Origin of the sequence: Phytopseudomonas daroniae (genome assembly GCF_004327285.1) — a bacterium.
Taxonomy (GTDB): domain Bacteria; phylum Pseudomonadota; class Gammaproteobacteria; order Pseudomonadales; family Pseudomonadaceae; genus Aquipseudomonas; species Aquipseudomonas daroniae.
In genome coordinates, this window is record NZ_QJUI01000038.1 from 1 (window position 1) to 25,975 (window position 25,975).

18 protein-coding genes and 1 other RNA gene are annotated in these 25,975 nt (G+C 61.9%); 9 read left to right on the forward strand and 10 right to left on the reverse strand.

What is annotated here, in order from left to right:
* Positions 1-455: 455 nt before the first annotated feature.
* Positions 456-1,763, reverse strand: a complete 1,308-nt coding sequence (gene guaD, locus DNK06_RS24280) for a guanine deaminase (RefSeq protein ID WP_131182531.1) — start codon at positions 1,761-1,763, stop codon at positions 456-458.
* A gap of 309 nt (positions 1,764-2,072) precedes the next feature.
* On the opposite strand from guaD, the gene smc reads away from it, so the two are divergent.
* The 3 genes from smc (at position 2,073) to ligA (ending at position 9,080) form a co-directional block, all read left to right on the forward strand.
* On the forward strand, positions 2,073-5,561 hold the full coding sequence (gene smc / locus DNK06_RS24285; RefSeq protein WP_131182532.1) for a chromosome segregation protein SMC: 3,489 nt from the start codon (positions 2,073-2,075) through the stop codon (positions 5,559-5,561).
* A gap of 225 nt (positions 5,562-5,786) precedes the next feature.
* On the forward strand, positions 5,787-6,614 hold the full coding sequence (zipA, locus tag DNK06_RS24290) for a cell division protein ZipA (protein WP_131182533.1): 828 nt from the start codon (positions 5,787-5,789) through the stop codon (positions 6,612-6,614).
* A gap of 99 nt (positions 6,615-6,713) precedes the next feature.
* Positions 6,714-9,080 (forward strand): NAD-dependent DNA ligase LigA, encoded by a 2,367-nt coding sequence (gene ligA, locus DNK06_RS24295; protein ID WP_131182534.1) that lies wholly within the window; start codon positions 6,714-6,716, stop codon positions 9,078-9,080.
* 96 nt (positions 9,081-9,176) lie between these two features.
* On the opposite strand, the gene DNK06_RS24300 is transcribed toward ligA, so the two are convergent.
* Together DNK06_RS24300 and DNK06_RS24305 are read right to left on the reverse strand one after the other, a co-directional pair.
* Entirely contained in the window at positions 9,177-10,889 is a 1,713-nt protein-coding gene (locus DNK06_RS24300; RefSeq protein ID WP_131182535.1) for an OPT/YSL family transporter, read from the reverse strand.
* 122 nt (positions 10,890-11,011) lie between these two features.
* Positions 11,012-11,407, reverse strand: coding sequence for an HU family DNA-binding protein (locus DNK06_RS24305; protein WP_278248846.1), 396 nt, complete (start codon positions 11,405-11,407; stop codon positions 11,012-11,014).
* A 281-nt stretch (positions 11,408-11,688) separates the two neighbouring features.
* On the opposite strand from DNK06_RS24305, the gene DNK06_RS24310 reads away from it, so the two are divergent.
* Positions 11,689-13,323 (forward strand): methyl-accepting chemotaxis protein, encoded by a 1,635-nt coding sequence (locus tag DNK06_RS24310; protein WP_131182537.1) that lies wholly within the window; start codon positions 11,689-11,691, stop codon positions 13,321-13,323.
* Positions 13,324-13,422: 99 nt separating this feature from the next.
* Positions 13,423-13,519, forward strand: an RNA gene (ffs, locus tag DNK06_RS24315) — signal recognition particle sRNA small type.
* Positions 13,520-13,730: 211 nt separating this feature from the next.
* Here ffs and DNK06_RS24320 read toward each other — a convergent pair.
* The 7 genes from DNK06_RS24320 to DNK06_RS24350 all read right to left on the reverse strand — a co-directional run bounded on the left by DNK06_RS24320 (position 13,731) and on the right by DNK06_RS24350 (position 21,352).
* Entirely contained in the window at positions 13,731-14,990 is a 1,260-nt protein-coding gene (locus tag DNK06_RS24320) for an OprD family porin (protein WP_131182538.1), read from the reverse strand.
* Between the two features lie 128 nt (positions 14,991-15,118).
* The gene (locus tag DNK06_RS24325) at positions 15,119-16,441 is read right to left on the reverse strand and encodes a TRAP transporter large permease (protein WP_131182539.1); all 1,323 of its coding nucleotides are present in this window, start codon (positions 16,439-16,441) and stop codon (positions 15,119-15,121) included.
* A complete protein-coding gene (locus DNK06_RS24330; RefSeq protein ID WP_131182540.1) occupies positions 16,438-16,968 on the reverse strand; it encodes a TRAP transporter small permease in 531 nt (176 codons plus the stop codon). The genes DNK06_RS24325 and DNK06_RS24330 overlap by 4 nt, the downstream gene beginning before the upstream one ends.
* A 58-nt stretch (positions 16,969-17,026) precedes the next feature.
* Positions 17,027-18,085, reverse strand: coding sequence for a TRAP transporter substrate-binding protein (locus DNK06_RS24335; RefSeq protein WP_242674770.1), 1,059 nt, complete (start codon positions 18,083-18,085; stop codon positions 17,027-17,029).
* A 207-nt stretch (positions 18,086-18,292) separates the two neighbouring features.
* Positions 18,293-19,294: a tripartite tricarboxylate transporter substrate binding protein gene (locus DNK06_RS24340; RefSeq protein WP_131182541.1), complete on the reverse strand. Its 1,002-nt coding sequence runs from the start codon at positions 19,292-19,294 to the stop codon at positions 18,293-18,295.
* A gap of 63 nt (positions 19,295-19,357) precedes the next feature.
* On the reverse strand, positions 19,358-20,872 hold the full coding sequence (locus DNK06_RS24345; protein WP_131182542.1) for a tripartite tricarboxylate transporter permease: 1,515 nt from the start codon (positions 20,870-20,872) through the stop codon (positions 19,358-19,360).
* A 12-nt stretch (positions 20,873-20,884) separates the two neighbouring features.
* The gene (locus DNK06_RS24350) at positions 20,885-21,352 is read right to left on the reverse strand and encodes a tripartite tricarboxylate transporter TctB family protein (RefSeq protein WP_131182543.1); all 468 of its coding nucleotides are present in this window, start codon (positions 21,350-21,352) and stop codon (positions 20,885-20,887) included.
* 618 nt (positions 21,353-21,970) lie between these two features.
* On the opposite strand from DNK06_RS24350, the gene DNK06_RS24355 reads away from it, so the two are divergent.
* The 4 genes from DNK06_RS24355 to DNK06_RS24370 all read left to right on the forward strand — a co-directional run bounded on the left by DNK06_RS24355 (position 21,971) and on the right by DNK06_RS24370 (position 25,792).
* Positions 21,971-22,744 carry an IclR family transcriptional regulator gene (locus DNK06_RS24355; protein WP_131182544.1) on the forward strand — a complete coding sequence of 258 codons (774 nt, stop codon included), beginning with the start codon at positions 21,971-21,973 and terminating at the stop codon, positions 22,742-22,744.
* A gap of 127 nt (positions 22,745-22,871) precedes the next feature.
* Positions 22,872-23,921 (forward strand): Gfo/Idh/MocA family protein, encoded by a 1,050-nt coding sequence (locus tag DNK06_RS24360; protein WP_131182545.1) that lies wholly within the window; start codon positions 22,872-22,874, stop codon positions 23,919-23,921.
* Positions 23,922-23,965: 44 nt separating this feature from the next.
* The gene (locus DNK06_RS24365) at positions 23,966-24,799 is read left to right on the forward strand and encodes a sugar phosphate isomerase/epimerase family protein (RefSeq protein ID WP_131182546.1); all 834 of its coding nucleotides are present in this window, start codon (positions 23,966-23,968) and stop codon (positions 24,797-24,799) included.
* Between the two features lie 111 nt (positions 24,800-24,910).
* Positions 24,911-25,792 (forward strand): DMT family transporter, encoded by an 882-nt coding sequence (locus tag DNK06_RS24370; RefSeq protein WP_131182547.1) that lies wholly within the window; start codon positions 24,911-24,913, stop codon positions 25,790-25,792.
* Positions 25,793-25,975 lie beyond the last annotated feature (183 nt).

Consider the following 25,975-nt stretch of genomic DNA (forward strand, 5'->3'; position numbering starts at 1 on the left):
CGGAAACAGGCTGCTTTGCTCGCGACCTTCGCCCTGGATATAGCCCATAAACGACAATGCCCCTATCAACCGATAGAGGCATTGTCTTCAACTCGCCTTCAGACTGCTAGGTTTTCACACAGTCTGTCAGGGCATCCTTTTTTATGCCCGCCATTCCTGGCAAACCAGTCTGCGAGCTGCAGCGATGAGTGCATGACGACTCAGCAACGATGCACTTGTGGCAGCCCCGAACAAGCCGGTATTGGCCCGGTTGAACCACGCATCCGGTATCGGTGATCGGCGCTTAGCCATCGGAAGGGGCCCGGATCACGTAATGATCGGGTGATCCATCTGGCATCTGCGCAGGATCGCCGGCACCGTGTAGGAGCCGGCTTGCCGGCGATGTGATCGAAGCCATGGAGAGGGAGTTCCTGCATGCCCGCGATACTCAGGACTCGATGGTGCAGGCTCCGCCATCAGCTATCGCGGCGGTGCACGCTCTGCCCGGCAGCGAAGGTTTCCTTGATCACCCGGTCGTCGCCCAGAGTAATCAGGGCGAATAGCCGTTCGGCCAGGTTGCCGCTCTGCTGCAGGCGGTAGTCGATCAGCGGCGTGGCCCGATAGTCGAGCACCACGAAATCCGCTTCCTTGCCTGCTGCGAAGTTGCCGATGCGCTCGTCCAGATACAGCGCCCGTGCGCTGCCCAGGGTGGCCAGGTACAGCGATTTGAACGGGTCGAGCTTCTGCCCCTGCAATTGCATGATCTTGTATGCCTCGCTCAGCGAGCGCAACTGCGAGAAACTGGTGCCGGCACCGATGTCGGTGCCCAGGCCGACCCGCACCTTATGCTGTTCCATGCGCCGCAGATCGAACAGGCCGCTGCCGAGAAACAGGTTGGAGGTCGGGCAGAAGGCGACCGCCGAACCGCTTTCCGCCAGGCGCTCGCATTCCGTATCGCAAAGATGCACCGAGTGGGCGAATACCGAGCGTGGGCCGGTCAGTTGGTGCTTGTCGTAGACATCCAGGTAGCCGCTGTTTTCCGGAAACAGTTCCTTGACCCACTCGATCTCCTGGCGATTCTCCGAGAGGTGAGTGTGCAGATACAGATCCGGGTATTCCTGCAACAGTCGCCCGGCCATGGCCAGTTGCGCCGGCGTGCTGGTCGGGGCGAAGCGTGGCGTCACCGCGTAATGCAGGCGGCCCTTGCCGTGCCAGCGCTCGATCAGTTCACGGCTGTCGGCGTAGCCGGACTCGACGGTATCGGTCAGGGCCTCGGGCGCATTGCGATCCATCAGCACCTTGCCGGCGATCATGCGCAGGTTCAGCGTGCGGGCGGCCTCGAAGAAGGCGTCTACCGATTCCTTGTGCACACTGCCGAACACCAGCGCGGTGGTGGTGCCGTTGCGCAGCAGTTCCTTGAGGAAGACATCCGCCACTTCGCTGGCGTGGGCCTTGTCGGCGAAGCGCATTTCCGTGGGAAAGGTGTAGGTGTTCAGCCAGTCGAGCAGTTGCTCGCCGTAGGCGCCGATCATGTCGGTTTGCGGGTAGTGGATATGGGTGTCGATGAACCCGGGCGTGATCAGCGCGTTTTCGTAGTGGGTCAGGGCAACGCCGGACAGGCGCGGCAGCAGATCCGCGGCATGACCAACCTCGCGCACCTTGCCGTCTTCCACCAGCAGAATGCCGTCCTCGAAATAGGCGTAGGACGCCTCGATACCGACTTCGGCCGGATCGGCCAGGCTGTGCAGGATGGCGCCGCGATAGGCGTGGGCGGAGTTGGACATGGAGGTGCCTCGTACGGAATGCGGTTTGGATGAGCGATAGTTTCTCATCATGCCGCGTCGGGATACACCGAAGCACTCGAGAGCCCCTGAATGCGCGGTCGGGCTGGCTGTCGCCAGTGCCTGCTGTGCTACACTCGCGCGCTGTTCTGGCCGGTACGGAGTCGCGTCATGCGCCTGGCCAGAGCGCTCCGCCATCGCCGACCGCTCCACAGGACCTAGCGCCTTAAGGAAAACCATGACGCATCCTGCTGTTCAGACCCCTCACTGTGTTGACGTGTTTCCACGCGCAGCTCTGGCGAGTCTCGCAGCATGCGGCTGAAATCCATCAAGCTGGCGGGCTTCAAGTCCTTCGTCGACCCCACCACGGTGAATTTCCCGAGCAACATGGCGGCGGTGGTCGGGCCCAACGGCTGCGGCAAATCCAACATCATCGATGCCGTGCGCTGGGTGATGGGCGAGAGCTCGGCGAAGAACCTGCGCGGCGAGTCGATGACCGACGTCATCTTCAACGGCTCCAACACCCGCAAACCGGTGACCCAGGCCAGCATCGAGCTGATCTTCGACAATTCCGACAACACCCTGACCGGCGAGTATGCGGCTTTCGCGGAAATCTCCATTCGCCGCCGGGTGACCCGCGACAGCCAGAACACCTATTTCCTCAACGGCGTGAAGTGCCGCCGTCGCGACATCACCGATATCTTCCTCGGTACCGGCCTGGGGCCACGCAGCTACTCGATCATCGAGCAGGGCATGATCAGCAAGCTGATCGAAGCCAAACCCGAGGAACTGCGCAATTTTATCGAAGAGGCGGCCGGCATCTCCAAGTACAAGGAGCGCCGCCGCGAAACCGAAAGCCGCATCCGCCGCACCCAGGAAAACCTCGCGCGCCTGGCCGACCTGCGTGATGAACTGGAGCGCCAGCTCGAGCGCCTGCACCGACAGGCCCAGGCCGCCGAGAAATATCAGGAATACAAAGCCGAGGAGCGTCAGCTCAAGGCACAACTGACCGCTCTGCGCTGGCAGGCGCTGAACGAGCAGGTCGGCCAGCGCGAAGCGGTGATCGGCAACCAGGAAATCGGTTTCGAGGCGCTGGTGGCCGAGCAGCGCAATGCCGATGCCAGCATCGAGCGCCTGCGCGATGGCCACCACGAGTTGTCCGAGCGTTTCAACCTGGTGCAGGGGCGCTTCTATTCGGTGGGTGGCGATATCGCCCGTGTCGAACAGAGTATCCAGCACGGTCAGCAGCGCCTGCGCCAGTTGCAGGACGACCTGCGTGAGGCCGAACGCGCGCGCCTGGAGACCGAGTCGCACCTGGGCCATGACCGCACTTTGCTGGCGACCCTGGGCGAAGAGCTGGCCATGCTCGAACCGGAGCAGGAACTCACCGCTGCCGCTGCCGAAGAGTCCGCTGCTGCCCTGGAAGAAGCCGAAACCGGCATGCACGGCTGGCAGGAACAGTGGGACAGCTTCAACCAGCGCAGCGCCGAACCGCGTCGCCAGGCGGAAGTGCAGCAGTCGCGCCTCCAGCAGTTGGAGCTCAGCCTGGAACGCCTCAGCGAGCGCCAGCGCCGCCTGGCCGACGAACTGCAACAGTTGGCCGCGAACCCGGAAGACGCCGCGATCATCGAGTTGGGCGAGCAGATCGCTGTCGGTGAACTGGATCTGGAACAGCTGCAGGAGCAGGAAGCCGAACAGGCCGAGCGTCTGCAACAGCTACGCGAAGACCTCCAGCAGGCGGGGCAGGCCCAGCAGCAGGCCCAGGGTGAACTGCAGCGTCTGAATGGCCGCCTGGCGTCGCTGGAAGCTTTGCAGCAGGCTGCGCTGGATCCCGGCAAAGGCACGGCGCAGTGGCTGCGTGAACACGGTCTGGACAAACGCCCACGCCTGGCTGAAGGCCTGCGTGTGGAAGCGGGCTGGGAGCTGGCGGTGGAAACCGTACTCGGCGCCGACCTGCAGGCCGTTCTGCAGGATGATTTCAATGGCCTGGATTTCTCCTCTCTGGATCAGGGCGAGTTGCGTCTGGTATCGGCCGGCAACGATAGTGAGCGGATTGTCGGCAGCCTGCTGGACAAGATCGAATCACCGATCGACCTGACGCCCTGGCTGGGCGGTGTGCGGCCTGTCGAGAGCCTCGATCAGGCATTGGCCGAGCGCGCGGGGCTGGCGCCTGGCGAAAGCCTGGTCAGCCGCGATGGCTACTGGGTAGGCAGGCACTTTCTGCGCGTACGCCGTGCCAGCGAGGCGCAGAGTGGCGTGCTCGCCCGCGGCCAGGAGCTGGAAAGCCTGGGCCTGGAGCGTGAGGAACGCGAGGCTGCACTGGCGCAGCTCGACGAGCGCCTGCAGGCACTGCGCGAGCGTCAGCGCCATGAAGAAGAATTGCGTGAGCAGCAGCGCCGTCAGTTGCAGGATCAGGTGCGTCGCCTCGGCGAGCTGAAAGCCCAACTGTCCGCCGGTCAAGCCAAGGCAGAGCAACTGCTGCTACGTCGCCAACGCATCGAGGCCGAGCAGCAGGAACTTGGCGAACAGCGCGAACTGGAGCACGAGCAACTCGGCGAGTCCCGGCTGCACCTGCAAGATGCGCTGGACAGCATGGCCCTCGACAACGAGCAGCGCGAAAGCCTGCTGGCCAGCCGTGACGCCTTGCGCGAGCGGCTCGATCGGGTACGGCAGGACGCGCGGCAACACAAGGATCACGCCCACCAGCTAGCCGTTCGCCTGGGCTCGCTGCGCGCCCAGCACGACTCCACGCGACAGGCCCTGGAGCGTCTCGAACTGCAGTCCGAGCGCCTGCATGAAAAACGCGAGCAGCTCGATCTGAACCTGGAAGAGGGCGCTGCACCGCTGGAAGAGTTGCGCCTGAAACTCGAGGAATTGCTCGAGCGGCGTATGGGCGTCGAGGAAGAGCTGCGCCTGGCGCGGCTGGCCCTGGAAGATGCCGACCGCGAACTGCGCGATGCCGAGAAGCGTCGTACCCAGGCCGAGCAGCAAGCGCAATTGCTGCGTGGCCAACTGGAGCAGCAGCGTCTGGAGTGGCAATCGCTGAACGTGCGCCGCAAGGCCTTGCAGGATCAGTTGCAGGAAGATGGCTACGACCTGCACGGTGTGCTCGCCACGCTGCCCGAAGGGGCCAGCGAGAACGCCTGGGAGCAGACGCTTGAGCAGATGGCGGCACGGATCCAGCGCCTTGGTGCGATCAACCTGGCGGCCATCGAGGAGTATCAGCAGCAGTCCGAGCGCAAGCGCTACCTGGATGCCCAGGACGCCGACCTGGTCGAAGCGCTGGAGACCCTGGAAAACGTCATCCGCAAGATCGACCGGGAAACCCGCAACCGCTTCAAGGAAACCTTCGACCAGATCAACGGCGGTCTACAGGCGCTTTTCCCGAAAGTTTTCGGCGGCGGCAGCGCATATTTGGAACTCACCGGCGAAGATCTACTCGATACCGGGGTGACCATCATGGCGCGTCCGCCGGGCAAGAAGAACAGCACCATCCATTTGCTGTCCGGCGGCGAGAAGGCATTGACGGCGTTGGCGCTGGTGTTTTCCATCTTCCAGCTCAATCCGGCGCCGTTCTGCATGCTCGACGAGGTGGATGCGCCACTGGATGATGCCAACGTCGGACGGTACGCGCGGCTGGTCAAGGAGATGTCGGCGACTGTGCAGTTCATCTACATCACCCACAACAAGATCGCCATGGAAATGGCCGATCAACTGATGGGGGTGACCATGCACGAGCCCGGTTGTTCGCGACTGGTGGCGGTGGATGTCGAGGAAGCCTTGGCGATGGTGGACAGCTGATGCGTGGTTACACAGATTCTGTTGCGTAAAAACTGCCGGGAGCGGCGGTTTTACAGTGTTTTGCCGGTGTAAAGTTGTCTTTCGTCGTGCTAGCTTAACGCCCACTTTTGTTGCACGTGGGAAAACGCCATTCAGAACATGGAGTTGGCGCCACGTTTCAAGGTCATCGATACGGGCCAGGACGCCTTTTTTAATCAATTTTTGCTTTAGGGGTCAGGACATTTCATGGAATTCGGTCTACGCGAGTGGCTGATCATCATCGGTATCATCGTCATCGCCGGCATCCTCTTCGACGGGTGGCGGCGAATGCGCGGTGGCAAGGGCAAGCTCAAGTTCCGGCTGGATCGCAGCGTGTCGAATCTGCCGGATGACGAAGGGGATCCCGACGTGCTCAGCCCGCCACGGGTGATCGAGCGCAACCATGAGCCATCGCTGGACGAGGACGATCTGCCGTCGCTGAGCGCACGGGACGTCAACAGCCGCCGCCGCGGCGAGCCGCGCCAGGGTGACCTCGATCTGGAGACCGACGAGCCGGTGCCGACGTTGCTGACACCCGTCGAAGACGACGACAGCGGCCGTGACAGCCTGTCCGCCAAAACGGTGAGCAAGGATCAGGCGCCGGTCGACGAAGTGTTGGTGATCAACGTCATCGCCCGCGATGAGCAAGGCTTCAAGGGCCCGGCACTGCTGCAGAACATTCTGGAAAGCGGCCTGCGTTTCGGCGAGATGGATATCTTCCATCGTCACGAGAGCATGGCCGGCAACGGCGAAGTGCTGTTCTCCATGGCCAACGCACTGAAGCCCGGTACGTTCGATCTGGACGATATCGAGGGTTTCAGCACACGTGCCGTGAGCTTCTTCCTCGGTCTGCCAGGCCCGCGTCACCCCAAGCAGGCCTTCGATGTGATGGTCGCCGCGGCGCGCAAACTGGCTCACGAACTCAATGGTGAGCTGAAGGACGACCAGCGCAGCGTGCTCACCGCACAAACCATCGAACATTACCGCCAGCGCATCGTCGAATATGAACGTCGACTGTTGACGCAAAAACGCTAAACGGCAGCTGTTAGCTGCAAGCCCCAAGCTACAAGCCACGCGCTTGGCTTGGGGTTTTTCATTTCTGCGCTGCCGCCGTACCTTGTCGAGAACTACTGCATGAAAGATTCCGCCCAACGCATCCTCGAACTGCGCACCGAACTGGATGTGCACAACTACCGTTATTACGTGCTCGACGAGCCGAGCGTGCCGGACGCCGAATACGACCGTATGTTCCGCGAGCTGCAGGCACTCGAAACTGAACACCCGGAACTGGTGACACCGGATTCACCGACCCAGCGGGTGGGCGGCGAGGCGCTCAGCGCCTTCGGTGAGGTGCGCCACGAAGTGCCTATGCTCAGCCTCGGCAATGCCTTCGAGGAAGAGGATCTGCGTGCCTTCGACCGCAGTGTGCAGAGCGGTCTGGGCGTGCGGAGCGGTGATCTGTTTGGCGGTGGCGCCGAGGTCGAATACAGTTGCGAGCCCAAGCTCGACGGTCTGGCGGTAAGCCTGTTGTACCGCGATGGCAAGCTGGTGCGGGGGGCCACCCGTGGCGATGGCACCACCGGTGAGGACATCAGCGTCAACGTGCGCACCATCCGCAATGTGCCGCTCAAGTTGCAGGGCAGCGGCTGGCCGGATGTGCTGGAAGTGCGCGGTGAAGTGTTCATGTCCCGCGCCGGCTTCGAGCGACTCAATGCCAGCCAGGCCGAGAGTGGCGGCAAGACCTTCGCCAACCCGCGCAACGCCGCAGCAGGCAGCCTGCGCCAGCTGGACTCGAAGATCACCGCCAGCCGCCCGCTGGAGTTCTGTTGCTATGGCCTCGGCCAGCACAGCGCCGAGCCGGCGACTACTCAGGTCGGCATGCTCGAACGCCTGAAAACCTGGGGCATTCCCATCAGTCACGAGTTGAGGCTGGCCAAGGGCATCGAAGACTGTCTGGCATACTACCGGGATATCGGCGAACGGCGCATGGGTCTGCCTTACGACATCGACGGCGTGGTGTTCAAGGTCAACAATATCGAAGACCAGCAGCAGCTGGGCTTCCGTGCTCGGACGCCGCATTGGGCCATCGCCCACAAGTTCCCCGCCATGGAAGAGCTGACCGAACTGCTCGATGTGGAATTCCAGGTCGGTCGCACCGGTGCGGTGACGCCCGTGGCGCGCCTCAAGCCGGTCAAGGTGGCGGGTGTGACGGTTTCCAACGCGACCCTGCACAACATGGACGAAGTCGCCCGGCTGGGCGTGATGATCGGCGACACCGTGATCATCCGCCGCGCGGGTGACGTGATTCCGCAGGTGATGCAGGTGGTGACCGACCGCCGTCCGGCCGATGCCCGCCCGGTAGCGGTACCGCAGCAGTGCCCGGTGTGCGGTTCCGCCGTCGAGCGCACCCAATTGATCAAGCGCAGCAAGGGCCGCGAAACCGTCAGCGAGGGCGCGGTATATCGCTGTGTCGGCCGTCTGGCCTGCGCGGCTCAGCTCAAGCAGGCGATCATCCATTTCGTCTCGCGTCGAGCCATGGACATCGAAGGGCTGGGTGAGAAGAGTGTCGAGCAACTGGTCGATGAAGGTCTGGTCAGGTCGCCAGCCGATCTCTATATCCTTGAGTTCGATAATATTGTCGGGCTCGAAGGTTTCGCCGAGGTATCCAGTCGCAAGTTGTTAAAGGCCATCACCGACAGCAAGCGTCCGACCCTTGCGCGTTTCATCTACGCGCTCGGTATTCCTGATGTCGGTGAAGAAACGGCCAAGGTGCTGGCCCGCTCCCTGGGCTCTCTGGAGCGCGTCACCCAGGCGTTGCCCGAAGTGCTGACCTACCTGCCGGATGTCGGCCTGGAAGTCGCCCACGAGATTCACAGCTTCTTCGAGGACGAGCACAACCAGACCGTGATACAGCACCTGCTGGAGCGCGGGCTGGAACTGCAGGATCAAGGCGAGTTGTCCGCCGAGTTCGCTGCCAGCACGACGCTGGGTGGGTTGCTCGACAAGCTGAACATTCCCTTCGTTGCCGTAACCGGCGCAAAGAACCTGGCCGAGCGCTTCAAGAGTCTCGAGGGTGTGATCGCCGCTGACTGGCTCGATCTCAGTGCGATGAAGGGGCTGAACGAGAAGGCCAAACAATCGGTGCGCGAGTTTTTCGCCAAGGCGGAAAACGCTGACCGTGCGCGGGCCATCGAGGCTCAGTTGCGTGACTTCGGCATGCACTGGGAGAGCGAGAAGAAAGTGGCCGAAGGCCTGCCGCTGACCGGCCAGACCTGGGTACTCACCGGCAGCTTGGAAGTGATGAGTCGCGATATCGCCAAGGGCAAGCTGGAAACCCTGGGCGCCAAGGTTGCAGGTTCGGTGTCGGCGAAAACCACCTGCGTGGTCGCAGGCCCCGGCGCCGGCTCAAAACTGGCCAAGGCCACCGAGTTGAATATTCCCGTGCTGGATGAGCAGACGTTCATCGCCCGGTTGGCCGATTACGGCATCAGCACCGAGTAAGAATGAAATAGCGGTGAATCGCTTTTGTAGGCGCCCGCTTGCGGGCGATGGCCAATGGTGCGAATTGATCGCCCGCAAGCGGGCTTCTACGGACTTTCAGCCACCCGCAAACATCATCCAGAACGAAGCGCCGACACCGACGATGCTTTCTCCTGCTACCAGCCCTGCCGCTGCGGCGATGGTGAAGCGTTCGCCCAGGCTCCTCCAGCGTGACTGAATCACCCAGGCGAGCAGGGCGCCCAGGGCCATCATCAGCGAGATCGAGGCAGGAATGATAAAGGCCAGGCCGAATGCCGCCGAGCTGGGCAGCAGGCGCGCGAAGGTCGACTGCACGGGCAGGCGGGCTTCCAGCACGCCAAACACCAGGCCGCACAAGCCGCCGATCAACATGGCCCAGCGAATACTGCTGTCGATCGAGTCAAGACCATAGCCGAGTACTTCGGCGACGGCCTTCCAGGTGGCGACGGCCGGAGCGGGCCATTGCTCGGTGATCAGCATGGCCTGAGGGTCGGGAATCAGAATCTGATAGACCAGCACACCCACGATGCTGCCGATGAGGATGCCCAGGCATTGCGCGATCAGTTGGTTGTAAGGCTTGGCACCGATGGCGTGGCCAACCCGGAAGTCATTGAGCAGATCCGTGCATTGTCCGGCAGCGCCTCCGGCGGTATTGGCGGCCATCAGGTTGACGCCGATCTGCCCGGGAGCGATCAGACCGAAGGTCAGCTGCGACAACTGGCCCGTGGCGCCAATCGGCGGGATGCCGGTGGCGCCGACCACCCGCGCCGCCATGCAGGCGAGTACCACGGCTAACGGCACGCTGAGCAGTGCCATCAGCGGATCGATATCGAACAACAGTACCTGCAGGATAACCACCAGCAGCGAGGCCAGTGCGAGCATGGCCAGTGGCAGTTTTGCCGGTGTCTGCCAGGCACTGCCGACAGCGGTTTTCGCCAGGCGTCGGCTGGCCTGGTAGCGAACGGCCAGAGAGGTCAGCGTCGCACACACCAGCAGGGTTACGCCGGGCCACAGCAGCCACTCCACCAGCACGCCGAACTGCGGGCCGCTGGCACCTTCAGCCAGCGGTACCAGGCCGCTACTCAGCAGCCAGGGTGCCAGACCACCCCAGGCGATCAAGGCGCCGAGCAGCAGAGAGAGCCCGACGCGGATGCCGATGATGCCGCCAAAACCGATCAGCAGCGGTGAGGGATCCAGGTTGAACGTCAGCCGCTCCAGGCTCGCCGAGGGCGACCAGCGCGGTAGCGCCAGCACAAAGGTGTCAGCCCACTTGATCAAGCCGCCGAGCAAGGCGGCAGCACCCAGAACGTAGAGCCGCAGCAGTGCGTCACGGCCATGGTTGTAGACCTGCTGCATGGTCTCCAGGGTGGCGACCGCTTCGGGGAAGTGCAGGCGCGTGTCCTCGACCATGCTGCGGCGCAGGTACCAGGCCACCCAGATACCCAGAAAACTCACCGAGAATACCCAGGCTACCAGTGGCAGGGTCGGTAACTGCTGTCCGGTCAGCAGGGTATAGGCCGGAATCGGTGCTACCAGACCGCCGGAGATGATCGAGGCGGCAGCCGAGGCGGTGGTTTGGTTGATATTGCTCTCGCGCATGCTCCAGGCCGTGCCCAGGCGCCAGCGCAGCAGACTCTGCCAGATGCCGTAACTGACCAGCAGGGCGATGATCGACATGTTGAACGACCAGCCGATCTTCAGGCCGGAATAGATGTTCGAAGGCGTCAGCAAGGCGCCGAGCAGCACACCTGAAAACAGTGCACGAAAGGTGAGTTCGCGGTCTGCGGGCATGGCGAACCTGTGGTAGACGGATGTCGTCGTTTGAGGCGACAGGTCGACGGGGGTTCAGTCTGATCGAGAGGGGGCGTGTTGCGAGGAGGAAGCGGGGCGCCATGTGGCGCCCCGCCGACAGATCAGTTGACCGCGTCGGTCAGGGCCTTGGCCGGTACGAATTTCACCACCTTCTTGGCCGCGATTTCGATGGCTTTACCAGTCTGCGGGTTACGGCCGGTGCGGGCAGGACGCTCGCTGACTTTCAGTTTGCCAATACCAGGAAGCGTGATCTCGCCGCTATTTTCCAGCGCCTCGGTAACGATTTCGCTGAGTTGATCAAGGGCCGAACGCACGGTGGTCTTCGGCGTGTCGATGGCTTCTGCGATGTCACCGATCAGTTGGTCTTTGGTTATGGCCATGCTGTAGCTCCTTGGAGGATATGAAAGTGTGGCATTGGTGGTGCCCGCGCAGGATTGCGCTTGGCTGGGTGGTCGTGCCAACGGATGCCGGCAACCCAGGGCCACATTGTGACCCATTGGGCAGCGGTAAATTCCCGGCCCAGTGCTCAATTGCGGCTATCTGGCGCAGTTTCTTGCAATGCTGCGGCGTCTTTTCAGCGCTATTCTCGGGTTGGCTAACATGGTTTTCGTGCAACGGGCGAGGATTCCAGGCGCAGGGTGGCGTTTTGCCGCCGGGGTCGGCCAATCGCAGCTATGCTGCTGGAAACGATGGGCTATTGATCCGTTTGTGGGGCCGCTGTTGTTGCGGGCCTGCTGAACCTAACAAGAATAATTGCTGCTGTGCTGGGGAGCTTCCTATGTTGCGTCTGTTCGCTGATCTTGGGTTCCGTTCGAAGATTGCTCTTCCCATCGTCTTTCTGGCCCTGCTGCTGGTGCTGATGAGCGCGCTGGGCATGTGGGGGATCGCTCAGGTGGCCGACTCGACCACACGCCTGACCAACCGCTACCTGCCCGCGATAAGCCTGCTGCTCAACGCCGATCGCGATCTCTATCAGGCGCTGGTGGCCGAACGCAGTCTGTTGGATGAGGAGGCCCAGGCCCATGATGCCGAGCTCAGGGCGATGCAGGCGGAGAACGTCAAGCAGGCTTCCGACCGGGTAAAGGCCTATGCACAGATGCAGCCGGGTGATGAGGCGTTGCGCCTGGTCGCCGAGTTCGAGCGCAGTTTCGCCACCTGGAAGGCAACAGCTGACCGGGTTCTCCAACTGGCCGCTACGGATCCGGTGGCCGCCTCTCAACTCAGCTTTGGCGATAGCGAGGTGCAATTCGATGCGATGCGCGGGGTGATCGACAAGCTGGGAGAGCTGGAAGACCAGGCGTCCAATCATCTGGGTGTCGCCGCCATCGCGCATGGCGAGCGGCTGGCCTGGCAACAGGGCACCCTGGTTGCCTGCGGTCTGCTGGTCTGCCTGTTGCTGGTGATCAGCTTCCCCGGGCTCATCACCCGGCCGCTGCACAAGCTGCTCAATCGTATCGAGCAGATCGCCGACGGCGACGGTGACCTGCGGGTGCGCCTCGACGTGACGTCACGCGACGAGTTGGGTCGCCTGAGCCAGGCTTTCAACCGTTTCCTCGACAAATTGCAGCCCCTGATCAAGGAGGTTGGCCGGGTCACGGGGGAGGTTGCCGATTCAGCGCAGAGCCTGGCCAGCATGGCTGCCGCCAATGACCGTCTGATCAACAGTGAGCATGCCGCGGTCGATCAGGTCAGTACCGCGGCCACTGAGATGAGTGCGGCGGTGCATGAGGTGGCGCGCAGCGCGCAGGGGGCCGCGGACGCCGTGCGCAGCGCCGAGGCGCAGTCTCGAGAGGGCGCTCAGGTGGTGGGCGCGACCATTCATTCGATCCGGCAACTGGCGCAGGAAGTGGAAACTGCCTCGGACACCATCCAGGCGCTCGAGCAGGAAGCGGGCAAGATCGGCGAAGTGCTATCGGTAATTCGTGGCATCGCCGAGCAGACCAACCTGCTGGCACTGAACGCAGCCATCGAGGCGGCGCGTGCCGGTGAGCAGGGCCGTGGTTTTGCGGTGGTCGCCGATGAGGTGAGGGCATTGGCTGCACGTACCCAGGAGTCGACCAAGGACATCCAGGAAATGATCCTGCGCTTGCAGGGCGGTGTGCAGAATGCCGTCAAGGCCACTCATTCCGGTAGCCAGCGTGCGCGTGACAGTGTGGAACAGGCGGCGGGGGTCGATCAGGCCCTGAGTGACACCAGCGAGTCGCTGCTGCGCATCAACGACATGGCCGCGCAGATCGCCACTGCCTGTGAGGAACAGAGCAGCGTCACCGAGGAAATCGCCCGTAACATCAGCGATATCCGCGAATTGTCCAACGAGGCTGCACATACCTCACAACAAAGTACCATGGCTAGCCAGCGCCTGTCCGAGCTGTCCAGTGGCCTTGCGCAACTGGTTGGACGTTTCCGCGTATAGGCCTGAGAAAACGCTAAGTGCTTGAAGCAGTTGTAAGTTCAGCGCAAGCCGGTACAATGGCGCCGGCTCACTGCAAGGTGAGCTGCGTTATGGTGGCCCTGCCGGTCCCCCCGCAACGATTACCCGTGAACCTGGTCAGATCCGGAAGGAAGCAGCCACAGCGGGAACATTGTGTGCCGGGGTGTGGCTGGTAGGGTTGCCTCCATATTCAAGACCTGTTCTGGTCGTCTTCCTTCCTTCGATTTCTTCTCCGTGCCTGGCTTGACTGCTGCGGCAGTGTTTTCGTGCGCCTGTTGCTTTCGCTGGCAGCTTGCCGGTGCCATGCGTATGCATAAAAAAGCCCGTCACGAGGACGGGCCAAATATGCCATGACACTGGAGTAAAGCGATGCGATGTACGTTTTACGTTTACAGGATCGACAGCGGGTAGTTGATGATCAGACGGTTCTCGTGCAGATCCTGGCCCACGTCGCGACGCACGTCGGAGTTGCGCCAGCGGATGCTGAGGCTCTTCAGCGTGCCTTCCTGGATGGTGTAGGCCAGTTCGGATTCGCGGCCCCACTCTTCGGCGTCAGTACGGCCACCGGCATGGATTTTGTCGCCACTGACGTAGCGGTTCATCAGGGTCAGGCCCGGGATGCCGAGGCCGGCGAAGTTGTAGTCGTGACGAACCTGCCAGGAGCGCTCGTTGATCGCGTCATAGCTGTTGGTGAAACCGTCGTTGACCAGGGTGCCGCCGCTGGCGCCGTCGATACGCAGGAACTTGGTATCGCCGCTCAGCTTCTGGTAGGCCACCATGAAGGTGTTGTTGTCCTTCTTGGCGGTGAAAGCACCCTGGTAGACCTTGTTGTCCAGGTTGCCGGCCTTGGCTGCGCCTTCTTCCTTGCCGTTGACGTAACCCAGGTTGGCACCCAGCACCCAGTCACCGACCGGCTGGTTGTGGGTCAGTTGCACGTAGCTCTGCTTGTAGACGTCTTCCAGACGGGCATGCCACACACCGACCATGGTGTTGTTGCCGTTGAAGCGGTACTCACCGCCAGCGAAGTTGAAGTCGTCACCCTCGACACCGTTGAACGACATGTCTTCGCGACTGGCATCGTGACGCTGGCTGTTTTTCCAGAACTGACCGCCGTACAGGCTCAGGCCGTCGATCTCGTTGGAGGTGATCTGCGCGCCCTGGAAGGTTTGCGGCAGCGAGCGACCGTCGTCCGCACGCAGGATCGGCAGCACGGCGAACCACTCACCGACCTTCAGCTCGGTCTTCGACAGTTTGGCCTTGGCGGCGACGGCGGTACGGCCGAAGTCGTCGGCAGCCTGGCCATCGCCGTGGATCGGCAGCAGCTGGGTGTTGGCCGCGCCGCGGTTGCCGTCCAGCTTCACGCTGTACATGCCCAGCACGTCGAGGCCGAAGCCGACGGTGCCCGCGGTGAAGCCGGAGCGCGCGTCGAGGATGAAGCTCTGTGTCCAGCCTTCGGCCTGGCCCTGACGTTCACCGTTGACTAGCGGGTCGGTGCCGTTGAGGTAGTTGCGGTTGAAGTAGTAGTTGCGCAGGTTCAGCGAGACCTTGGCGTCTTCGACGAAGCCTTCGGCCTGGGCGCCGACGGACAGGCTGGAGGCCATGACGGCAACGGCAATTGCGCTGGGCGCGAGGTACAGGGACTTTCTCATTGTTGTTGTTTCCTTTCTCAAGGTTGAAAGCTCCCCTGAGCAGTGGCGGATAGGCTTTTGCGTCGGGGAGAGTGGTGGCAGTTATTCGGGGTTTGGCGGCATCCGCCTGGTTGTATCGCGAGTCCTCGTCAGGTCAGCCAGCGCACCAGGCACAGGGTTATCGATGGGAATAGCACCAGGATCACCACACGCACGATGTCCGAGATCAGGAACGGCACGATGCCCATGAAGGCGTCGCGCATGGGGATGTCGCGGGCCATGCTGGCGATCACGTAGACGTTCATGCCGACCGGGGGGGTGATCATGCCGATCTCCACCACCATCAGCGCCAGAATGCCGAACCATATGGCCTTTTCCGTATCGTCGAGGCCGTAGAAATCCAGACCCATGATGATCGGGAAGAAGATCGGGATGGTCAGCAGGATCATCGACATGGTGTCCATCACGCAGCCGAGGATCAGGTACAGGATGAGAATGCCGGCCAGCACCAGGAACGGCGGCAGCCCAGCCTCGCTGATGGCGGAAGCAATAGCGTTCGGTAGCTGCGAGATGGCCAGAAAAGCGTTCATGATGTCGGCACCGAGCAAGATCATGAAGATCATCGCCGTGGTGATCGCTGTACCCAGCAGTACTTCCTTGAATTCGGCGAGTCGCATTTTTCCGAGGGTGAAGGCGAAAAAACCGGTGCCCACAGTGCCGATGGCAGCTGCCTCGGTGGGGGTGAACCAGCCACCGTAGATGCCACCGAGCACCACCATGAAGATCATCAGCACTGGCCACACGCCCTTCTGCGCTACCAGCCGCTGCTTCCAGCCGACCCGCTCTTGCGCCGGCCCCGACTCGGGGAACAGTCGTACGTAGATGGCAATGGTGATCATGTAGCCGATGACGGCGAGGATGCCGGGCACGAAGGCTGCCATGAACAGTGTGGAGATGTTCTGCTGGGCGAGGATGGCGTAGATCACCAGTACCACCGAGGGCGGAATCAGGATGCCCAGGGTGCCGCCGGCAGCCAGGCAGCCAACGGCCAGCGAGTTGGAGTACTTGTAGCGACGCAGCTCCGGCAGGGCCACCTGACCCATGGTGGCGGCAGTGGCGATGGACGAGCCGCATACTGCGCCGAACGCCGCACAGGAGCCGATGGCGGAAATCGCCAGACCGCCGCGCCAGTGGCCGACCATGGTGGCCGCCGCGCGGAACAGGCCCGTGGCCAGGCCACCACGGGAGGCGAACTGGCCCATCAACAGAAACAGCGGAATCACCGACAGATCGTAGACGGTGTAGCGCGCATAAGCGACTGTCTTCAGGTAATTGAGTAATGGATCCCAGCCGCCGATCGATACATAGCCGGCGATGCCCGTGAGCATCATGGCGATGGCGATCGGAATGCGAATGGCCAGCAGGATCAGCAGAAAAAACAGAAAAATCCCACCCAGTGCGACACTGCTCATGACTGATCTCCAGCGCCGTGGAAATCCAGCCAGGCGGTATACAGCGAAACGATGGCGAGTAGGATGAATGCGGGTGCGAATGGGGTCATCGACCACCACATGGGCAGCCCCATGATGATCGACTCTTCACCGTTGCTGTATGTGTCGAACGTGCCGATCAGCGAGCGCCAGGCCAGCAGGGCGGCGCAGGCTGCCATCAGCAGACAGCCCAGCGTATCGAGGTAGCGGCGTACGGCTAGCGAGGCTTTCAAGGTGAAGGCGTCGACTATGACATTGCCACGACGCAACTGGCACAGCGGCAGGAAACTGACCACGGCAATGCCGCAGCCCATCTGCACCAGTTCCACATCGCCCAGTAGGGGGGCGTCGAACAGGCTGCGCATGGTGATGCTGTAGGCCGACAGCAGGGTGATGGAAACCAGTACCAGGCCGCCGGCCAGTGCCAGCCAGCGCGCCAGCACGTCGAGCAGGCGACCGAACGGCCGGGTACGGTGGGCTTGCCCTGGCGGAACAGGGATCTCGATCATGCTGGAACTCCGTGAGAGCCGGACTTTGCGGCCGGCCGTAGCAACGAGGGTTTCGCGCTTAACGTGTCAGTTGGCCGTTGTAGGTCTCGACCAGTTGACGAACTTCTTGCAGCAGCGCCGCGCCGTTTTCGTTGCCCTTACCCTCGACTTCCTTGATCCAGTCCTTGTCCAGCTTGCTGCCGATCTCGACCCATTTGGTCTGCTCCTCGGCTGGCAATACGTAGATTTCATTACCACGCGATTCGGCCAGCTTGTGGCCGGTCTCGACCACATTGGTGTCCCAGATATGGCCGGCCTGGCGCGACAGTTCACGGCCGCTGTTGTTGTCGATGATCTGGCGCAGGTCATCGGGCAGGCTGGCATACTTGGCCGGGTTCATCGCCAGGACGAGGGCGGTGTGCATCAGCGCCGGCTGGCCGGGCGCCATCTCGGTGTGATACTTGACCAGCTCGTGCAGCTTCAGCGCCGGCACCACGTCCCAGGGCAGTACCGCGCCATCGACCACGCCCTTGGACAACGACTCCGGCACTTGCGGTACTGGCATGGCCACCGGAGTGGCGCCGAGCATGGAGATCAGCTTGGTGGATACGCGGTTGGCCGAGCGCAGCTTCAAACCGCGGAAATCGGCGAGGGTGCGGATCGGTTTCTTCGCCGTATGCAGCAGCGCGCCATCGGTCAGGTGGGTAGCCAGCAGGTGCACACCTGCGAACTCCTTCTGCCCGTGAGCCTGGAGGAAATCCCACATGGCCTGGCTGCTGGCTTCGGAAGAGCGGCTCATGAACGGCAACTCGAAGGCCGAGGCCAGCGGGAAGCGGCCGCTGGTATAGCCGGGCAGCGTCCAGACGATATCAGCGACGCCGTCTCGAGCCTGGTCTATCAGTTGTGGGGGCGTGCCGCCCAGTTGCATGGAAGGGTAGAACTGGAACTGGATGCGGCCGTTGGATTCAGCGGTCACCCGTTCTGCCCAGGGCTTCAGAAAATCAGCCTGGGTCACCGAATGTGCGGGGAGAAAGTGATGAATCTTGAGAGTGACGACTGATTCTTCGGTCTGGGCCTGCGCATTGAACGCGCAAGCAACACCGACTGCCAGGAAAGCCTTGAGAAGCTTCGACATCATCGCAGTGTTCCTTTCTTATTTTGATTGTTAGCGGCGGTTCCCTGTTGGATGACCGCATGCTTCGATTCGACGCTCGGCAATGGTGCGGCTCGGTGTAGCGCGATTCAATTCGATCAAAGGCTTAATGTTCGATAAACGCACAGATGTTTGCTGGTAACGCTTGTGGTCATGAACCGGCGGGCGTATCGGCCCGCCGGTCGTTCTATCTTAGGGTTGCTCGATACCGACGCTATCCGGCGAGATTTCGATGGCCTTGGCCTTGTACATCGACCAGGCGGTAACCGACTGCCAGCGCTTGAGGAACTCCTCGGCTTGGGCGCCGTTGAGGTTCAGGCTCTGTGCACCGTAGTTTTTCAGAAAGCCCTGAAACTCTTCATTGGCCACGGCTTTGCCATAGGCATCGACCAGCTTCTGCTTGATGTCATCCGGGGTGTCCTTGTGCACGAATGCGCCCCAGAACGGGCCCCATGGCAGGTACTCGGCGATTTCCGGCAGGGCCTTGGTGATAGGCTCGACACCAGGCAGTTCCGGCACCTCTTCGGCGGCCAGCACGGCCAGGGCCTTGAGTTTGCCGGAGCGCACCAGCTCTTGCGCTGCAGCCAGGCTCAGCGGCATGAAGTCGATGTGCTTGCCCATCAGTGCGGTGATGCCAGGGCCGTCGCCACCGAAGGTCACTTCGCGCACCTTCAGCTCGCCCACGGCGTTGACCATGGCGTGGACGGTGCTCGGCAGGCCGCCGGCGCCGGTGGAACCCATGCGCAGGGTGTCCGGCTTTTCCTTCGCCGCGGCCAGCAGGTCGGCCATGGAGTTGAAGGGGCTGTCGGTGTTGGCGGCGATCACCACGACGTTCTGGCCGATGATGTTGACCGGATAGAAGTCGCTGTAGTCGAACTTGGCCAGGCCCAGTACCGGGTACAGCTGCGGGTTCTCGGCGCCCAGCAGCAGGGTGTAGCCGGTGGGTTTCTGCTGCAGCACGTAGCTGCTGCCGATCACCGCGGTGCCACCAGGACGGTTGTTGAGGATCAGCTTGGTGCCCAGCTCTTTCTCTACATAGGGGGCCAGGCTGCGCATCACGTTATCGGTGGCGCCGCCAGCGCCCCAGGGAATGACCGCCTGAATGCTGCGCTCCGGGTACTCGGCGTGGGCGGGCAGGGCGAGCGTCAGGGCACTGAGGGAAAATGCGACGCCGGTAAATAATTGCTTGAGCATGTTGGAGACTCTCCATTGGTTGTTTTTATATATCCGTTTCCGGAGCATGCGTGACGCGGTGTATCAAGGTTGAGCGGAGGCGGCCTTGCGTTTGCGCTTGAGCCAGCCGAACAGCGGTGTATTACTCAGTAGTACCAGCACCAGGGCGCTGGTGAGAATCAGTGACAGCGGGCTGCTGACCATTTCGCCGAGCAGTTCGACAGGGTTGTCGCCGACCGAAGCCATGGCCTGACGGTAAGAGCTGTCCATCAGCGGGCCGAGGATGACGCCGAGGATGATCGGCCCCATCTGGAAGCCGAAGGCCTTGAGGAAATAGCCGAGCAGGCCGAAGCCGAGCATCCAGTACACCTCGGTCATGCTGCTGTTCAGCGAGTAGGAACCAACGGTGCAGAGCACCAGAATCAGCGGAATCAGCACGGCCTTGGGCAGTTCCACGACTTTGGCGAACAGCTTGATGCCCATCAGGCCGAAGATCAGCAGGAAGATGTTGGCCAGTGCCAGGTTGCCGACGGTGAACCAGAAGATGTGCGGGTTTTCCACCATCAGCATCGGGCCGGGGTTGAGACCGTGAATGACCAGTGCGCCGATGATCACCGCGGTGACCGCATCGCCCGGCATGCCCAGCGTCAGCATCGGTACGTAGGCACTGCCTACCGCGGCACTGTTGGCTGTTTCCGGTGCTACCAGGCCCTCATAGGCGCCTTCGCCGAAGGGACGGGTCGGGTTTTTCACCGTGCGCTTGGCGTGGTCGTAGGCCAGCAGGGCGGCGATTTCGCCACCGACACCCGGCAGTACGCCGACCAGTACACCGATGATCGAGGTACGCAGCGATAGCGGCAGGAACTTGATCACCATCGCCAGGGACGGAATGATCTTGTCGACCTTCTGTTTCACTACCGCCGTATTGAGGTTGTGCAACTGGAACAAGGCCTCGGCCACGCCGAACAGACCGATCATCACTACTACATAGTGGATACCGCCCATCAGCTCCATCTGACCCATGGTGAAGCGCCCTTCGGCGGTGACGGGATCCATGCCAACCATGCCGATGATTGCGCCCAAGGCAACCGCGAAAATGCCTTTGGCCAGGCTGCCGTCGGCCAGACTGCCAACCAGCATCAGGCCGATGGCGGCGATCAGGAAGTAGTCGCGCGGGGCGAATTTCAGCGCCAGGTCGCCAAGGATGGGTGCCGCGCAGGCCAGTACCACAGTGCCGACGAGGCCGCCGATCACCGACATCACGGTGCTCAGACCGATGGCGCGTCCGGCCTCACCGAGTTTGGCCAGCGGGTAACCATCGAACGACGTGGCCACCGACGATGGGCCGCCGGGAATGTTCAGCAGAATGGCGCTGCGTGCTCCGCCATAAACCCCGCCGATGAAGATACCGACGATCAGCGCCAGTGCCTGATTGACCTCCCAGGAAAAGGTGAAGGACACCAGGATCGAAACCGCCATGGTTACCGACAGCCCGGGAATCGCGCCGATGTAGATACCGGCGAAGGTACCGAGCGCCGTCAGCATCAGCAGGTTGGGATCCATCCAGGCCAACAGCAGGTAAGAAAAGGTATCGCTCATGGGAGTCTCGTCTCAGGGCAGGTAGACGCTGAACGCCAGGGTGAACAGAAGGTAGATGGCCAACACCGAGATACTGGTGGCGAACAGTGCCGAGAGCACCTTGCCGCGCCGCAGGTAGACGATGGAGAGCATCAGGAATACGAAGGTGCTGATGTAGAAGCTCGCCCACTGGATCGCAGCCAGATAGGCCACCGCAAACAGGGTGAAGACAACGATGTGGCGTGGGAAGTGTTCGTGATTGAAGCGTTTCGCTGAAGCCAGCCAGCCTTCTCCGTGGGTGGATTTGCCGCGCAGCTCGACGAGCACGCGCAACGCCGCTATCAGCAGGACTGTGCTGGCGCCGAGTGGGAAGGCGCCCGGCGAGCTGATCGAGGAGAACCCGGAAATCAGGTAGGCCTGATAGAGCACGGCGATGCTGAAAATCACCAGCAGTACGCAGAAGGTGCGCTCACCCACCGGTACTTTTTTCGATGTAGTCATAGGTCACTCCAGAAGCAGTTCATGCTGCCCACGTTTGGGGGGCGTACCTTGATCAGGTACGGGTGTCGGCATGGCTTGGCTGCCGTTCAGGCGCTGCTTGCCAGGGCGTAACAGGCATGAGTAGGCTGATCGCGGCGGGAGAGAGCGATGACCAATCTTCGCAATGCGAGTTGGCCAGCGTGCGGATGGCCCGGAGGGTTATCTGCTGTGCACGGGCAAACACAGTGTTGAGCTGTGACATGGAGGGCGACCTTTTTATATTTATAGGTTCAGCATTTGCGCTTTTTCTGGGGTTGCCGGCTTGAGCGCGGAAACCTCACTGACGTGGATCGAATACTGTGCGGTGATCCTGTTTATTTCAATTGGCCAAAGGTGTTCTCGTTCGGTAACCGAACAAGAACGAACCAGTTAGTACAAAGATGGCTTCGCGATTATGGCGCGTCTTGCGTGGTGCAGTCACCCCCTGAACCTGTCGATGGTGCCTAGGGTCTGTACCCGTTTCATCGCGGCCGTGTGGAACGGGAACAGACCCTCGCCGCTCTGGTCTGGAAATCAGGACGGTTCCGTATGCGCAGGAATGTCTTTTAGAATCGCGCAAATTTATCGAGGGACTGCTTCATGGCCGGTAGCCAGATAGAAAGGGCATTGAACCTGCTGGAAAGTCTGGCGGGCGCTGGCGACGTGCCGATGCAGGTGTTGGCTGAGCAACTGCAGATTCCCAAGAGTGCCACTCACCGCATGCTGGCCGAACTGATTCGTCTGGGGTACGTGCGCCAGGATGCGCAGACCAGCCGCTATCGGTTGTCGACCAAGCTGGTCGCCCTGGGGTTTCGCTATCTGGTCAGCAGCGGCGCGGATATCGTGCAGCCGATCCTCGACCGGCTTGCGCGGGAAAGTGGCGAGCTGGTGCGCCTGGGCGTGATCGAGGGCGAGCGGCAGACCTGGATCGCCAAATCCCAGGGCGCTCGCTCTGGCCTGCGCTACGACCCGGACATGGGCCGTGATGCGCCGTTGCGCTATACCGCTTCCGGCCATGCCTGGCTGGCCAGCCTGACGGACGCCGAAGCGTTGGCACTGGTGGCGCGGCAGCAGATCGCCGAAGACAGCGAGTTTGGCCCCAACGCGCCTCACGATGACGAGCAGTTGCTGGGTTACCTGCGTCAGGCCCGCGCACGCGGCTATGCATCTGTAGTGGAAACATCGTCCGTCGGCACCTGTGCGTTGGCTGTGGTGATCACTCATCCCCAACATGGCGGCGCCATTGGCGTGCTCAGCATCGCCGGCCCGAGCGCGCGCATGCCGGTCGAGCGGATGGAGGAGTTGGCGCCGCTGTTGATCGAGGTTGCCGGTGAGCTCTCTGCAGCCAGCCAGGCGTCAGAGTTGTTCGTTTGAGTTTCGGCGATAACGTTCGATTAACGCCCTGTTAGCAAGGCTATCGTTGATTAATTATGGAACTGAGTTCTAAATTATTTTGGTGAGCGCTAGGCTCATCCACAATAATCAGAAAAGGACTCGCGTTTTGAAGCCGCCACTGCGTATCGCCCTGATCGGCGCCGGAATCATGGGCCGGCAACATCTTCATCATCTGCGCCAATTGCCCGAGGCAGAACTCTGCGCCATCGCCGATCCAGGGCCGCAGGCGGCGCAGGTGGCGGATGAGTTCGACGTACCCTGTTTCAGCGACCTGCAAACCCTGCTCGACAGTCGCCTGGCCCAGGCGGTGATCGTCGCCAACCCCAACGCCGCGCATGTGCCGACCGCCTTGCGCTGCATTGAAGCTGGCCTGCCCGTATTGCTGGAGAAACCGGTCGGCGTGAGCCTGGCCGAAGTGCGTGAGCTGGTGGCGGCAGTCGAACGCAGCAGCGTGCCGGTGCTGGTTGGCCATCATCGACGCCACAATCCGCTGATCGTCAAGGCCCGTCAGTTACTGCAGGACGGTGCCCTGGGGCGCCTGACCACGGTGACTGCGCTGTGGCAGTTGCAAAAGCCGGACAGTTACTACGATGTCGCCTGGCGCCGCGAGCCCGGCGCGGGAATGCTGCTGACCAACCTGATTCACGATCTCGATCTGCTGCGCCATCTCTGCGGTGAAGTGGAGCAGGTGCAGGCCATCACCAGCAGCGCGGTGCGTGGCTTCGCCAATGAAGACAGCGCCGCGGTGATCCTGCGTTTCGCCAATGGCGCGCTGGGTAGCTTGACCGGCTCCGATGCGGTGGCGGCGCCCTGGAGCTGGGAGCTCACTGCTGGAGAAAATCCAGTTTATCCACGGCAGCCGGATCAGCCGTGCTATCTGCTGGCAGGTACCCGCGGAGCCCTGAGTATCCCGCAGCTCAAGCACTGGTCGTACGCGGATCACGGCGCCGGCTGGCACGAGCCGCTGCATGTGCGGCACGAGCCTTTTGATGCCGATGAAGCGCTGCGCCAACAACTGACGCATTTCATCGCCGTTGCCCGCGGCGAAGTGCCGCCATTGGTGAGCGCTGCCGATGCCGGACGCACGTTGGCGCTGTATGAAGCCATCTGCCGGGCAGCCGCCGATGCCAGTGCCTGCGCGCCCGAGATCATCTGAGCAACGTCCAGATCAATTGCGGCTTTCGCCGCCGAGAGCATGTCATGAACAACAACGAACGCATCATTTCTCTGGCCAGCCTCACCGTCCTCGAGCTATCTCCACCGGAGATGGTCGAGGTGGCTGCCCGCACCGGTTACAGCCATGTTGGCCTGAGGCTGATTCCGGCAACGGAAGAGGAGCATCACTTTCCTCTGGTCGCCGACCTCGGGCTGCGTAAGCAGACTCTCCAGTGTCTGCACGATACCGGTGTCCGCGTGCTGGATATCGAGATTCTGCGGCTGAAACCGCAAACCCGCTGCAGAGACTTCGAGGCAGTGCTCGAAGCCGGCGCCGAATTTGGCGCGAGCGAAGTACTGGTGGCTGGCAACGATCCTGACGAAGCGCGCCTGACTGACAACTTCGCCGAATTGTGCGACAGGGCAGCACCGTACGGCCTGTATCCTCACCTGGAGTTCATGCCCTGGACAGATGTCGCCAATCTGCAGCAGGCCGTGCGCATCATGCAGCGCGCGGGGCGTGACAATGGCTGCGTGCTGGTCGACGCCTTTCATTTCGATCGCTCGGCCTCGCGTCTGGAGGATCTGCAACAAGTGGAACCATCACGCCTGCGCTATGCCCAATTGTGCGACGTGGCCGGGCCGCGGCCCGATGATATGGCGGAAATTCTGCGTCAGGCGCGTAACGAGCGGCGTTTTCCCGGCGATGGCGATTGTGACTTGGCGGGGCTGTTGCGCTGTCTACCAGCCTCCGTTCCATTGAGTCTGGAAATCCCGACGCGGCATTTGCTGGAGCAGGGCATCAGTGCCGAGCAGCGGGCACAGTCGGCTATCGACAAGGCGCGGGCGTTACTGGCACGGTTACACACCCATCCATAGCCCATACTGGAGTCGACCGCGTCCGCTAAAGGCTGTTGAGCGGGGTTAGGCTGATCAGATAGTTAGTCAGCTATCGAGTATGATGGTGTCTGCTGAATCACGAGAGTTCGCATGAGTACCCCGAGTTCGCTGTCAGGCGTCAACCATCCGCTCAAGGGCATCGCCCTGGTAGTACTGGCAACCTTTCTGTTCGCCAGCCATGACGCGCTGTCGAAATACCTGTCCGGTATCTACCCGGTGATCATGGTGGTGTGGGCGCGTTATGTCGTGCACACGCTGCTGATGGCCGGTATCTTCCTGCCGCAGTCCGGGTTGCGCGTGTTGCGCAGCAAGCGGCCTGGGCTGCAGGCGCTACGGGCAATCTGTTTACTGGGCTGCAGCCTGTTCTTCACCACGGGCCTGCTGTACATCCCGCTGGCCGAGGCCACGGCGGTCAACTTTCTCGCGCCGCTGATGGTCACGGCACTCTCGGTGCCATTGCTCAATGAGCGTGTTAGTCGTAGTCAGTGGGCGGCTGTGCTGGTCGGCTTCGGTGGGGTGCTGATCATCGTTCACCCGGGTGGCGACCTGTTCACACCGGCGATCCTGCTGCCGCTCTGCTCGGCGACCTGTTTTGCGGCCTATCAACTGCTGACGCGTATACTCAGCCAGTACGACACGCCCACCACCAGTAACTTCTTCACCGGTCTGCTCAATACCCTGGTGATGAGTTGCCTGGTGCCGTTCTTCTGGCAGTTGCCGGAGTTGCAGCACTTGCCGTTGATGCTGGCGCTGGGCGCTTGCGGCATGTTCGCTCACCTGATGCTGACCAAGGCCTTTCGCCATGCCGCCCCGGCGTTGCTGGCGCCGTTCGGCTATTGCCAGATCGTCTTCGCTGGTCTGCTGGGCCTGCTGATTTTCGGCCATGATCCGGAGGCCAGCGCCAAAGTCGGTATTGCCATCATCTGCCTGAGCGGCTTGGCCGCTGCCTACCAGCAGCGCAGCAGGCGTTGAGTCCAATGTTCACAGCAGGCTGATCGGCTGGGAGTAGAAATGAAAGAAGGCCCTTTACAGAGCGTGTGAAAACCCGCTGATGTAGGTATTGGCACCCGGCAAACGCCCTGACATCGTTCGGGGCGTTTTCTTTTGTGCGATTCAGAAGGTCACCACCGGACTTTTCAGGCGAGCAGCTCGATC

Excerpts from the sequence above, each read along its gene's own strand:
- guaD (WP_131182531.1), bottom strand. The coding sequence starts at position 1,763 with ATGTCCAACTCCGCCCACGCCTATCGCGGCGCCATCCTGCACAGCCTG.
- smc (WP_131182532.1), top strand. The coding sequence starts at position 2,073 with ATGCGGCTGAAATCCATCAAGCTGGCGGGCTTCAAGTCCTTCGTCGAC.
- zipA (WP_131182533.1), top strand. The coding sequence starts at position 5,787 with ATGGAATTCGGTCTACGCGAGTGGCTGATCATCATCGGTATCATCGTC.
- ligA (WP_131182534.1), top strand. The coding sequence starts at position 6,714 with ATGAAAGATTCCGCCCAACGCATCCTCGAACTGCGCACCGAACTGGAT.
- DNK06_RS24300 (WP_131182535.1), bottom strand. The coding sequence starts at position 10,889 with ATGCCCGCAGACCGCGAACTCACCTTTCGTGCACTGTTTTCAGGTGTG.
- DNK06_RS24305 (WP_278248846.1), bottom strand. The coding sequence starts at position 11,407 with ATGGGTCACAATGTGGCCCTGGGTTGCCGGCATCCGTTGGCACGACCA.
- DNK06_RS24310 (WP_131182537.1), top strand. The coding sequence starts at position 11,689 with ATGTTGCGTCTGTTCGCTGATCTTGGGTTCCGTTCGAAGATTGCTCTT.
- DNK06_RS24320 (WP_131182538.1), bottom strand. The coding sequence starts at position 14,990 with ATGAGAAAGTCCCTGTACCTCGCGCCCAGCGCAATTGCCGTTGCCGTC.
- DNK06_RS24325 (WP_131182539.1), bottom strand. The coding sequence starts at position 16,441 with ATGAGCAGTGTCGCACTGGGTGGGATTTTTCTGTTTTTTCTGCTGATC.
- DNK06_RS24330 (WP_131182540.1), bottom strand. The coding sequence starts at position 16,968 with ATGATCGAGATCCCTGTTCCGCCAGGGCAAGCCCACCGTACCCGGCCG.
- DNK06_RS24335 (WP_242674770.1), bottom strand. The coding sequence starts at position 18,085 with ATGATGTCGAAGCTTCTCAAGGCTTTCCTGGCAGTCGGTGTTGCTTGC.
- DNK06_RS24340 (WP_131182541.1), bottom strand. The coding sequence starts at position 19,294 with ATGCTCAAGCAATTATTTACCGGCGTCGCATTTTCCCTCAGTGCCCTG.
- DNK06_RS24345 (WP_131182542.1), bottom strand. The coding sequence starts at position 20,872 with ATGAGCGATACCTTTTCTTACCTGCTGTTGGCCTGGATGGATCCCAAC.
- DNK06_RS24350 (WP_131182543.1), bottom strand. The coding sequence starts at position 21,352 with ATGACTACATCGAAAAAAGTACCGGTGGGTGAGCGCACCTTCTGCGTA.
- DNK06_RS24355 (WP_131182544.1), top strand. The coding sequence starts at position 21,971 with ATGGCCGGTAGCCAGATAGAAAGGGCATTGAACCTGCTGGAAAGTCTG.
- DNK06_RS24365 (WP_131182546.1), top strand. The coding sequence starts at position 23,966 with ATGAACAACAACGAACGCATCATTTCTCTGGCCAGCCTCACCGTCCTC.
- DNK06_RS24370 (WP_131182547.1), top strand. The coding sequence starts at position 24,911 with ATGAGTACCCCGAGTTCGCTGTCAGGCGTCAACCATCCGCTCAAGGGC.